The following is an 11,259-nucleotide window of genomic DNA, read 5'->3' as shown; positions in this document are numbered from 1 at the left end:
GGGTCGATGATGAGTTCGCCGGGTTTGGGGTCCACCATTTCCACGAGAGCCCGCACCACGTTTCGGGGTGTGAAGAATTGGCCTTCGGGACCGCGTAGCGCGGGGCCAATGAAGACTTCGAAGGCCTCACCGATGGCGTCCCGCTCGGCTTGGAGCAGGCTGTAGGTCTGGAGTTCGCCGACAACGTAGGCGATGCTGTTTTCGTCCAACGAGATGGTGTCTGACTCGCCGAAGACGTCCGGGTACTCGATTTTGACGTTGTCGAACAGGTCCAGGATGCGTTTGTAAACGTCTCGTGGCTCTTCGTTGTGCCCGAAGCGGAACTGGACCATATCGCGTGCGCCGGAGTTGATCTCGTCGTAAATCTTGCAAAACAGCAGGTTGATCACTTCTTGTGCCAGCGGCTCATCTCGCGTGATGCCTGGCGCGTTGCCGGCGAGATGGTTGCGTATATCGCGGAAGACTGAGCGCAAATTGCTGGGCTTGACCAGGTCTTTCTTGCGGTAGAGGCCGATGTCCTCGACTCGCTGCCCATAGCGGGGGATGTTGGGCAGCGTCTCGAACTTCCGCACACCGTCTTTGGTGAAGACTTTGCGGACGTACCAGTGATCTTTTCCGTTGAACCAAACACCAAGGCCGGCGTTCGACATGTCTAAGTAGCGTTTGAGCTGCTCAGTGCCGTCTTTGCGGTTCCTTCTCTTGCATTCGACGACGAGTGCCACGTTCTCGGCGGTGTGTTTGTCCGACGAGAACACGGTGATATCGACCGGGTACTTCTTCGACTCGCTGGGCGAGGTGGCTACCCGCCATTGAGGGCGGGTGCGCAGATGCGAGATGGGATAGCCGAAGTCCTCCACCAGGCGCCGGCTCATCACCTGTACTGCTTCGAGCTCCTCTGGAGTTGCCTGCACCATTTTCCCGGACACATAGTCGCGAATGGTGCCGCGCTTGATGGTCTCGACTTCGGCGACGGCGTCGACGTCGGCGTCGACGTCGTCACTCTCTTCGCCCACGTCTCCCCCGGCTGCCACCGGCTGAGAATAGCGTTTCGCTTCGCAGGTCCTGCTACGGCGCGCTTGCATACTGTCCGAGCTGGCCATTTCTGACAGTAGTTCGGTCAAGAACGCGCATGATCAGCCGCTACGGTCCAAGGGACATACACCAACCAATCTTTCATGTTTGCTTACATGTAAGTTTTCTAATTACATACATGTAGACATGATTGCAAGTATGCAATACTATATCAGTATGAGCGTTTCCGCAGGTCAACAATGTGACATCGTGGCAATAGCGCTGCAAAAAGGTGGCGTCGGCAAGACCACCACCACAATCAACATTGCAGCGAACCTGGCCGCAATGGGCTTGCGCGTCCTGGTGATCGACATGGATCAGCAGGCGCACAGCACGAAGGGCCTAGGCATTGAACTCGACGCCGAAGATGCGTCGATGTACGAGGTCCTGCACCCCGATCGCAACATGCGCGTACAACTTGCGGCCGTCATCAAGCCCTCAGCGTTCGGCGTCGACGTAGCCCCGGCCCATCTGGCGCTCAAAGAACTTGAACGCACCGGCCTAGGGTCAGGTGGCCAGCTGCGCCTGGCGCGCCAGCTCGACGACATCGAAGGCTACGACTTCGTCCTTCTGGACTGCCCGCCAGCGCTGGGGGAGTTGACGACCGCCGCGCTGGCCGCTGCGGACTATGTCTTGGCGGTACTCAAGGCCGGACCCGATGAAGTCGATGGTCTGATCGAACTCGGCAATTCCCTACTCGACGTTCAAGAGACGCTCAACCCAGATGTAGAAATCCGGTGCGTTCTCCTAGCTGATTTCGACGGAAATCCCAAAGTTAGCAAGGACGTTCGACGGCAACTCCGCAGCGATTGGGGGGAGTGGGACGACGGCGGCGCCTACCTTGGCGAGATACCTCATACGGTGCGCGTCGTGGAAGCCAAGGGTCTGCGTATGCCCGTGCACATCCACGCCCCATCAAGCACAGCAGCGCTGGCATACCGAGACATCACCGAACGCATTGCGGCCAGGCGGCGAACGGCATGAACACAGCACGGAAGCCCGCTGGCTTAGACGTCGGGTCCACCAAGCCGCTGTCACGCGCCGAACGACGGGCCGCGGCCGCCCGAGTCAAAGCCGACGACCCCTCCCCGAAAGACGCCGTCGTAGCCGATCCGCCACGTCACGCCAACGACGTTGCCCCGGCGACACCCTCACAGAGCCAGCCCGAAGAGGCGCGCGGCGACAGCCGTGAGCAGGAAGTCGACGAGCACGTGGCGGCCGGACGCGTCAGCGTGCACGACGACGGGCAGGCCTTTCTTGGTCATCTGGATCACCTTGACGCCCAGGCCCAGGCCGACGACACCACAGAGCCACCAAAGGTGCAATTGAAAGCTCGACAACGTAAGCCTAAGAGCCCCTTCGCGACTCAGCTGCACGCAGGAACGCTCGCCCGACTGGAATGGATCAAAGCCCGCGGATACGCCATCACCGACACCGTTGATGACGCGATAAACACCTACCTCGACAACGCCGGCGTCCCCAGGCCAAACATCAACGACCGCATGCCGACCAGCTAAAGCAAGACACGTCTCTTTCCGTGGCCGCCATTGTGTCCAATAAGGCGCGCTAGCGGAGGGAGGTGTTCCTTGCGATCGGCTGCGCTCAGCGAGGCGTGGGGGCGGCCAGGTCGAACGATTGCCCAAGAAAAGCGAATCCTTCATCCGGCGCTGCGGGCAGCACGTCGGACAGCACCATCGCCAATGCTGCGGTGCGAGCTTGTCGAACCAGCTCGCTTTGTGTCTCAGAGTCCGGTAGTCGCCAGTGCTCGCGGCCCCACTCCGTAACCGCCTTATCGGCCCAATCATCGGCCAGCTCAGCCACTCTCAGCGCAACCTGCTCCGCCGCCTCGGCGATGAACTCCTGGCGCTCCGCGTCATCCCAGCCCGCCGGCAGCCGCAAATGCCGACCTAACACCTCGGCGACCCGCCGGATCGGAAACAAATCCTCGTCCATATCGCCAATCCTGCTCTCCCACAACGCATAACATCGACTTTTGCCGCCAGGGCGGCCTACCGCCGCCCGCGCTCCTTGTACCGCAAAAACCCGTCCACGGCCTGCTTGGTCACGCCCAACTGGGCAGCAATCCACGTCGTACCACGACCGCATTGCAGCAGATGCCGCGCCGCCCGCCGGCGACGCTCGCGCGCCTCAGCGCTTTCCTCGTCAAGACGCGCCAGATCGGCATGCGCGCGCATCAGCTCGGCCAGCGCCTCGTCTTCGTCCACACCGTCCATTCCACCACACAAGTCAAGACTGTCTTGACTACTCCACCGGACACACCTACAGTCAAGACTGCCTTGACTACGTGTTTGTATTCGTCCGGAGGGTTGCCGCTATGAGTCTTGCCGTATTTGAAGACGTTGCCCGAGCACACTTTTCGAACCCGCCCGTAACCTGGCAGGTGTTACCGGACTGCCAATACGGCGGCTGGCAGCTGGTCGATCACCACGGCGCGATCATCGACCGCTGCCTCACCCAAGGCCAGGCCGAACGCCGCCGACGCCACAGCGGGCCCGACGCGCAGCGCTGGTACCAGCGCACCGACTGGTACCTCGGCTACGGCCCCAACGGCCGCCCCCTTACCGGACCCGAACAACTGATCATCTCTGACATCATCGAGCAGATCGACGCGGCCACCAGCGCATTTCAGCGTGCCACTGACATCCGGGCGGTCCGCTTCATCGACCAGGCCGTCGACGACGACCGAATCTGGGACGCCGCACCACTGCCCAACGGCCGCTACCAAATCCGCGGAGACTACTTCCACACCTACACCGACGACGAGCTGGACTTCCTCGACGACCACGCCCTCACCGCAACAACCGATCTCACCGCATTTCTCCGCGACCTCCTCGACACCGCGGGCGTGCGATGTACCGCCTGATCACGAAAACATCACACGTAGACGGCGTGTCAGCGCGGATCTATCAGATAGTCATGTGAGGGTTGGCCTATGGCGCAACCGCACAAGGGTCAACGGAAACTCATCATGTGTCGCCCCGCTGAAGCGGTTTATGACGAAGCGAAAGCCGAGGCCGCTCAGCGAGGCATCAGTCTCTCGCAGCTCGTTGCTGACGTCCTGGCGTATCGGTACGGCCGCCAGGACCTCGTTCGCGAACTTGATCACAAGACGGAGGTTTTGCCGCTGGCGATGTGATCCCGCGCCTCGACAAAAAGCAGCTCGCTGCTTACTTGGACTGACGTCGAGGCAGATGTGACAAGTCAATAAACGGCGAAACCCCCGGCTGGCACCGAGGGTTTCCGCTTCCCCGAAGGGACTGCTTTGCCTAGCAGCTCTCACGGTAGCGCATACCTGCGTCACGTTCCAGAGGACGCGCACCGTGACATTTCAGATTCAGAAATTGGCCGCGCATATCGCGGGTGCACGAGTGCTTTGCCGCGCCGTGGTGTGGTGCGTACGCGGCCGTGGGCGGCGCGATTGGCGGCCGCCGATCATGAGCGCCGCCGGCGGCAGGAAGCCGCGACTGCGGCGGCGATCGTCCTCGAGCTCGGCGACGCCCCGTATGCAGGGGTGCCGTGCTGGACCGGCCGCCTCGATCGCTGGACACACTGGACGGTTCCGCTGGCCTACGACTGCCGCTACGACACCGAGGTACGTCCGGTGATGGGCGCCAACCAGATCAGCCGCCAAGCGCTGCTGGCGGTCGCTGAGGCCCGCGCACGCTACGCCGATCACGCGACGGGGCGTAACTGCCGCCCGACCAACGAGCGGCTGGCCGCCGACACCGGCTACAGCGTGCGCACCGTGCAGCGCGCCGACACCGCCCTACGGCTGCTCGGGGTCGCTACCGAGATCCTGCGCGGCCGCCAACGCACCCGCATCGAGCGCATGGCCTCCTGGCGGGTCAACGACCGCGGCCGCGGCTGGGCCTCAGTCTGGGCCCTGCACGACAACCCCCAGCTCAACCGGCTGCGACACCAGCTGTCACCCCACCCCGCAGGGTCATCTGTTGGTCCCTCACCTTCAGGTGATTCTGTGGTTACTACCCCCACCGGCAGCCCTACGGGCCGCCGGCAACACGGCGCTACGCGCCGGGCCAGCCCAGACAAGGAGGGGCTGGCCCTGGCCAAAGCCTGGCGCACCGATCAACATGCCCCACCCTGGGCACGCCGCCACAGCGCCGAGGCATGGTCCGCACTTCTGGCGGCCCCCGCCGCGCACGGCTGGACCCCGCGCGACCTCAACCAACTCATCACCGACTGGCGCGGTGTCGGACACTGGATCGCTGACTCACCGCACAAACCCATCGGACTGCTCGGCGCGATCATGGCCTGGCACGGCCGCGACAACCTCGCCGAACGACCAGCCGCCGCCGATGAAGCGCGCGAAGCCGCCGAACTCGCCGCCGACCGGGCACGCATCGCCGCCCAACTCGCTACACGACAGACCACGGCCGCAGCACGCGCTGCCGGCCGCGCTGCCCTGGCAGGTCCCGGACACGCCGCCGCACGCGCGGCCGCCGCCCGTCTGGCTCACACCGCCGCCCAACGCCGCACCGCTGCGGCGGCCGCGGACGCCGCAGCACGCGACGCCGCAATCCGCCGCGCCCGGGCCTGACCACACCCGACGCCGCAGCACACCACGCCGCGACTCAGTGAGCGTCAACACGAACGCCCAATCGGGAACTACACCGCTGCCGCTGGGCACGCCAACACAGCGGCCGAAACAGCACACCAGCCGCGCACGCCAACCGTCCGGTTGGGCATCACAACCACCCCGCCATCTCAACACCAGATTCAGTCACGCCAGCGCGCCGCCGACACCACCCAGAAAAGCAATACATAGAACACCTATAGATAGCCCCACGGCTCGCCCGGCGCAGCACTAGTTAGGTCGGCTATGTTCGTTGATCTCGCGGCGCTGAGCACCATCGGCCAGCACCCGTGCCCGGTACTGCTCGATGGTGATTGCACCGGATGCGAACTCGACGAGCAGATCGATCGATGCCGGCGCTGGCCGACAACCCTCTAACACGCTGCTGGCGATCGCATTGCGCACCGCCAGCCGGTCAGCTGGTGACAGCCGGCGACTCCGCGCATCGACGTACGCCCACATGGCCGCAAGCTCGCAATCCACCGCCGGCCGCGCCCTTCTCTCGGCTATCACTATCCGCCTCCTGCTTGCCCCCTATCGTCGCCCTGTCTCTGTATCTAGCCGCCCTGTATCCCGGTTCTCCTGTTACGTCTAACAGCAGCTTCGCTGCTGTCTATAGCAGCCTCACGGCTGCTCCTTCCAGTTCCCACCAGTTATTTAGCCTACCGCACTTAAAAGCTGTCTGGCACATTTGCACATTTTGTGCAAGCATTGGTTCAGCACACCTGCGGTGTGCTGAACCTTGGCCCCGCCTGGGGCCGGGACCAGCGATTTTGGGCGGTGAGCTGGTGCTGACGTGTTCGGCGCTGAAGCTGTGGTCGATCGACTACTACAACCGCACCGCGCGCGAGGCGGCGCAGGCGGCCAAGGACGCGGCCGCGGCCAATGGCGGGCTGGGTGAGTACTACAGCGAAAAAGACACCCGAGCCCCGGTGTGGATGGTCGCTGGCGACGCCCGTAAGGCCGCCGAACTCGTCGGTTTGACTGATGAGCAGCGGGCCGGTGGGCTGGCTGATTTGGACACTGTCGCGCGCTGGCTCGACGCGGGAATCGCCCCCAACGGGGCGCGCGGGCGGCGGTTCGGGCCGAACGACAACCACGGCGTTGACGCGACTTTTTGCGCGCCGAAAAGCTTGAGTTTGTTGCGGGCCTACGGCGATGACGTGGTTCAAAAAGCGGTCCTCGACGCGCACAACGCCGGCGTGAAAGAAGCCCTCGAATACCTCCATGTGCACGCCGGCTACACCCGCGTGCACAACAACGTCACCGGGAAAAAAGACCTCCAAAAACTGCCTGGGTTGGTGACGGCGGCCTACCAGCACGAGACCAGCCGGGCGGGTGATCCGCACCTGCACACCCACGTCATCATTCCGAACAAACAGGCCCGCGCAGACGGCAAACTCGCCGCCCTCGACACCGACTCGCTGTGGCATGAAGCCAAGGCCGGCGGGGTGATTTATCAGGCCACCATGCGCCGGCAACTGACGCAATCGATCGGTGCGGAGTGGGGGCCGATCGATCCGCACACCGGCATGGCCGAGCTGGTCGGCATCGACCCCGAGGTGATCAAAGCGCACTCGCAACGCAGCACCCAGTTGCGCGAATGGGCCGACGACAACCTCGAACTGGTCGACGGAGTGCCCACCCAGGCGCAGCTGGCGGCCGCGCAAAAAGCGACCCGGCCCCGCAAGCCCGAAGGCATGTCCTGGGGGGAATTACGGCAGCAGTGGCGCGACGATCGGCGCGGGTTCCGCTTCGATTTCGACGCCAATCGGGCCGCCCGTAAGAAGCGGCGCGCTGAAAAAGCCACCTTCGATCGGCGGCGCATCGTCGAGATCGCCGCGGGCATCGACAAGGCCGCGTTCACCCGCGCTGATCTCGTCGAAATCATCGGCGCCCAACTACCCGTCGAAGTCGACGACGACGACCGCACGCCGCGCGAGCAGATCGAAGCCGCTGTCGATGAAATCGCGATCCGGGTCAGCGAACAACGCCAGGCCCATCACCGTGAAGGCCACGTCCGCTACACCATCGACCTGGTGCTCTTTGAGGAATGGGACATCCTCAAGATGGTCGACGCCCGCGATGACCGCAGTGTCGTGCGGGTCAGCGCGGCCGACACCGAAGGCCTGTCAGCCGATCAACAACGGGCCATCACCGCGCTGGCCGAATCCCCGTGGCTGGTGCAGCCACTGGCCGCACCCGCCGGCGCCGGCAAGACCCATTCACTGAAAGCGTTGCGCGCCGCGGCCAACCGCGCCGGCCGGACCGTCGTGGTGCTCGCACCCCAAGGACGCGCCGTCGACATCGCGAAAAACGAGTGCGCCGGCGACGAGGCTTACACCGTGGACACGGCGCTCCTCAAGCTGCGCAACGGGCGGTTGACAGTCGATCACCGCACTATCGTGGTCGTCGACGAAGCCGGTTTGATCGGCAATAACCAGCTGCGCGAACTGCTCACCTACACCACCGCCGCGGGGACGAAAACGGTGCCCGTCGGCGACGCGCATCAGCTATCGCCAGTCCGTAAACGCGGCGGCATGTTCGAACAACTCTGCGACGACCTGCCGTGGTCCCAACGGCTTTCCGAGGTCTGGCGGATGCGCGACCCCGAAGAACGCACCGCCTCGCTGGCCCTGCGCAACGGCGGCCCCAACCCGCTACGCCGCGCCATCGCCTGGTACCGCGACCACGACCGGCTGCGCTGCGGCGACGAAATCACCATGGCCGCCGACGCCCTGGCCTGCTACCGCGCCGACGTCGCCGCCGGCAAAGACCCCCTACTCATGCCCGACAAGTGGGAACTGTGCGACGCGCTCAACAAACAAATCCACAACGAGCGCGTGGCCGCCGATGCCCCGACCGTCACCGGCGCACGCGGCCACCAGATCGGGGTGGGAGATCTCGTCGTCACCCGTCACAACACCACCGACATCACCGTGTGGGCCGCCCGCGACGAACGCGGCCGCCTCGACACCACCAAACTCGCCTCCCAAGTTCGCAACGGCCAACGCTGGATCGTCGAGCGCGTTGACACCCGCGACGAGCGGCCCCGAATCCGCGCCCGCCGCACCACCGACGACGCAGTCGCCGTCCTCGCCGCCGACTATCTGCGTGAAAACGTCCACCATGGCTACGCTGTCACCCTGCAATCCGAGCAGGGCGACACCGCCGGCGCCGCCTACCCCATCGTCAGCGCGCGCACCGACCGCAAAACGCTGTACGAAGGCCTGACCCGCGGCCGGGAAATGAACCGCGTGTTCGTCTACGACAAGATCGCCGGCGAAGGCGACCACGAACACGCCGAACCGGCTCTCGGCCTGCACCAGGCTCGCCGCGGCGATGCCCACCAAGCCGCCCAACTCGTCCGCGCCATCGCCAGCCGCAACGACCGTCCCCAAACCGTCCACCAAGTCGCCGCAGACAACGACCGCGACCAACTGCCCGACCGGGTAGCCCGCTTCGTCGCCAAACGTGACCACGACCTCGCCCGGCGCCGCGGCGCCTACCGGGCCTGGACCGACCAGCACGCCCGCGAACAAGCCGAGCAGAACCGCTGGCTACACGAATACCTTGACCGCGGCCGCGGCCAGACACGCACCCGCGAACGCAGCACCGACACCGGCTACGACATCGGGCTCTAACGAGCCGGGTACGGTGACTCTCCCCTCCCCCAGCCTGGCATTGTGCGGGGCCGTCCTACGGCGTCAAGGGCGGACCTACGGTCCGTCGCCTGCGGCGATCACGACCCTTGACCCCTACGGCCGGCCCCTGAAATCAGGCCTCTATGGGGGAGGGGATGAACAAACGAGTTTCAATGACAGCGCACAATGCCACACCGCGCAAAACTGTTGACTCGTAAGTGAATAAGCGAGCGAGCTCCAAGTCCTAACCGGCGGCGGTCCAATACTTTGGTAGCCGCTCCAGCCGTGACCGATACTCTGCGGTCTCAAGTTCTCGCAGATGTTCTTCCCGATCACGCTGGAACCCCCACCGCGACACCCGCGCGCGAGCGCGCGCGACCCAATCCAATTCCGACCAGCCGCCGGCACATAGTCCAGCCTCATACCACTCGGTGACCCGGTCGCGTTCTATCACCAGGCGGTGGCGCTGGACTTCCTCACTTGCACCCATCGCCATAGATGACGACTCGGGCCACTCACTCGACACACACCAGTCCCCCGCCGCCCACGCCAGATCTCCGACACAACTCACGTAATAGTTCGCGGCCCGCGCCGCCTCAAAAGCGCTGATCAGCTCGGCATCCTCATTATTAATACAGGCCAGTGATGTTGCGTACCACGCGCCCAAGGCCTGATCCCAGCGACACCTTGCCGCCGGCTCCCACCACCAACAGTCCTCGCTATGCACAACCTCAAGCAGACCGAAATACTCCTCGCCGCCACCGCGCAGCACCACCTTTTCGCCCGAAGCGGCGGCCAACGGCCCAGCGGCGGCCAGTGGCGGTAGCACAATCTCACGGTCAGCCAACGCTGCTGAAAGCCGACAGTGACGCCAATCATGCTCTAGTACGCCGCGCCGGGCATCCCACAATATGTCCACAAGCATCCGCCGCCACGGCAGGACCGCGCCCTCGCACTCAGCGCTCACGATGCTCTACCCCCCCGCAGGCGCTGTTCCACGGCACCAACTGTGTTCGCGACCTCAGCCCCGAATCCCGCCGTCAGCGCGCAATAGGCCATCTCAGCCAAGCTTGGCGGCGTCGTCTTCCAGCAGCGGACCAACTCAATCATCCGCGCCATCCGAAAGTAGTTGCGATACAAGCGGATCGACTCTCGACAAGCCTTCGACCCGTCGTGGTCCCGCGGGCCATGCGTCTCAGGCCACGACAGCGCGCCGAACATCTCTTCGTCGCGATCGGCGACCGCCGCGTCGTATGCAGCCCAGGTGTCGGCAGTCGCGGTCCTGGTGTTCACCGCCGCCAACACCTGCGCTTCGGCATCGCCCACCAGCGGCGGCAACTGCGGGTCGACGCCATGCTTCGCCGGCCCATAGACCGCGTTGGTCAACGCTGCCGCGGTCACCTCCGACACCCGACCGCCCTGGTCCGCTAACGCCGTCACCCGCTGCGCCAGCACAGGATCGACCGTCGCCAACCGATGCTGGTGCCCTCCGTCCAGCTTCGGCGCCTCGCTTAAAAGCCGCAACAGGTCGCGGTGCTGCACCCCCACGAAGTCACCGCCAGGCCAATCCACCGGCGCTTTGGCCCACAACTCCGTCGTCATTATCACCGAAATCGACACTCCCGCAACCCGTTTGCGCAACTGCTCGAAATGATCCACGAGGATCTTCGACGGCTTCTGGCAGCACCACCAGTCTTCGGCCCAACCCATCGGCAACGCCGCGTCGTACACCGCCAACCTCGCCGGGATCGGTAGATAAACTGTCGCCGGCAAATACCCGCCCGCGCCCATATTGTTAGCGACAACGACGACGGACGACCCGGCCGGCAGTCTCAACACTGACACCGCCCAGACCGGAAGCATGCCCGACGCCTCGCTACCACGCACCAACTCAGCCAACACGCGTTGAGCCCTCAACAGGTCTGGATT

At 64.5% G+C, this 11,259-nt stretch carries 12 protein-coding genes; 6 read left to right on the top strand and 6 right to left on the bottom strand.

Going from position 1 to position 11,259, the window contains the following annotated elements; all coding sequences use genetic code 11:
* Positions 1-1,121 (bottom strand): type I restriction enzyme HsdR N-terminal domain-containing protein (locus AC2VON_RS12670; protein WP_486953279.1); only part of this gene is annotated, 1,121 nt, incomplete at its 3' end.
* 127 nt (positions 1,122-1,248) lie between these two features.
* Between AC2VON_RS12670 and AC2VON_RS12665 the strand changes: the two genes are divergently transcribed.
* Together AC2VON_RS12665 and AC2VON_RS12660 are read left to right on the top strand one after the other, a co-directional pair.
* Positions 1,249-2,055 carry a ParA family protein gene (locus tag AC2VON_RS12665; RefSeq protein WP_486953280.1) on the top strand — a complete coding sequence of 269 codons (807 nt, stop codon included), beginning with the start codon at positions 1,249-1,251 and terminating at the stop codon, positions 2,053-2,055.
* A complete protein-coding gene (locus AC2VON_RS12660; protein WP_486953278.1) occupies positions 2,052-2,588 on the top strand; it encodes a hypothetical protein in 537 nt (178 codons plus the stop codon). The genes AC2VON_RS12665 and AC2VON_RS12660 overlap by 4 nt, the downstream gene beginning before the upstream one ends.
* Positions 2,589-2,673: 85 nt before the next feature.
* Here AC2VON_RS12660 and AC2VON_RS12655 read toward each other — a convergent pair whose 3' ends face one another.
* Complete coding sequence (locus tag AC2VON_RS12655) at positions 2,674-3,024, bottom strand: hypothetical protein (protein WP_486953277.1); 351 nt, start codon at positions 3,022-3,024, stop codon at positions 2,674-2,676.
* A gap of 56 nt (positions 3,025-3,080) precedes the next feature.
* Positions 3,081-3,296, bottom strand: a complete 216-nt coding sequence (locus tag AC2VON_RS12650) for a LuxR family transcriptional regulator (protein WP_486953276.1) — start codon at positions 3,294-3,296, stop codon at positions 3,081-3,083.
* Positions 3,297-3,406: 110 nt separating this feature from the next.
* Here AC2VON_RS12650 and AC2VON_RS12645 point away from each other — a divergent pair, with 110 nt between their 5' ends.
* The 3 genes from AC2VON_RS12645 (at position 3,407) to AC2VON_RS12635 (ending at position 5,650) form a co-directional block, all read left to right on the top strand.
* Positions 3,407-3,955, top strand: coding sequence for a hypothetical protein (locus tag AC2VON_RS12645; protein ID WP_486953275.1), 549 nt, complete (start codon positions 3,407-3,409; stop codon positions 3,953-3,955).
* A gap of 69 nt (positions 3,956-4,024) precedes the next feature.
* Entirely contained in the window at positions 4,025-4,228 is a 204-nt protein-coding gene (locus AC2VON_RS12640; protein ID WP_486953274.1) for a toxin-antitoxin system, read from the top strand.
* Positions 4,229-4,483: 255 nt separating this feature from the next.
* Entirely contained in the window at positions 4,484-5,650 is a 1,167-nt protein-coding gene (locus AC2VON_RS12635) for a helix-turn-helix domain-containing protein (protein WP_486953273.1), read from the top strand.
* Positions 5,651-5,917: 267 nt separating this feature from the next.
* Here AC2VON_RS12635 and AC2VON_RS12630 read toward each other — a convergent pair whose 3' ends face one another.
* On the bottom strand, positions 5,918-6,169 hold the full coding sequence (locus AC2VON_RS12630; RefSeq protein WP_486953272.1) for an antitoxin VbhA family protein: 252 nt from the start codon (positions 6,167-6,169) through the stop codon (positions 5,918-5,920).
* Between the two features lie 305 nt (positions 6,170-6,474).
* On the opposite strand from AC2VON_RS12630, the gene mobF reads away from it, so the two are divergent.
* A complete protein-coding gene (mobF, locus tag AC2VON_RS12625) occupies positions 6,475-9,330 on the top strand; it encodes a MobF family relaxase (protein WP_486953271.1) in 2,856 nt (951 codons plus the stop codon).
* A gap of 244 nt (positions 9,331-9,574) precedes the next feature.
* Here mobF and AC2VON_RS12620 read toward each other — a convergent pair whose 3' ends face one another.
* Both AC2VON_RS12620 and AC2VON_RS12615 read right to left on the bottom strand, forming a co-directional pair.
* Positions 9,575-10,177, bottom strand: a complete 603-nt coding sequence (locus tag AC2VON_RS12620) for a hypothetical protein (RefSeq protein ID WP_486953270.1) — start codon at positions 10,175-10,177, stop codon at positions 9,575-9,577.
* Between the two features lie 116 nt (positions 10,178-10,293).
* On the bottom strand, positions 10,294-11,259 hold a 966-nt coding region (locus AC2VON_RS12615; RefSeq protein ID WP_486953269.1), incomplete at its 5' end, for a hypothetical protein.

This window comes from Mycobacterium sp. TH-M82, assembly GCF_057473605.1.
The sequence above is the reverse complement of the archived record's forward strand: the minus strand, read 5'-3'. Positions and strand labels throughout refer to the sequence as shown.

Coding starts and splice junctions, on each gene's coding strand:
- AC2VON_RS12665 (WP_486953280.1), top strand. CDS start 1,249: ATGAGCGTTTCCGCAGGTCAACAATGTGACATCGTGGCAATAGCGCTG.
- AC2VON_RS12660 (WP_486953278.1), top strand. CDS start 2,052: ATGAACACAGCACGGAAGCCCGCTGGCTTAGACGTCGGGTCCACCAAG.
- AC2VON_RS12655 (WP_486953277.1), bottom strand. CDS start 3,024: ATGGACGAGGATTTGTTTCCGATCCGGCGGGTCGCCGAGGTGTTAGGT.
- AC2VON_RS12645 (WP_486953275.1), top strand. CDS start 3,407: ATGAGTCTTGCCGTATTTGAAGACGTTGCCCGAGCACACTTTTCGAAC.
- AC2VON_RS12640 (WP_486953274.1), top strand. CDS start 4,025: ATGGCGCAACCGCACAAGGGTCAACGGAAACTCATCATGTGTCGCCCC.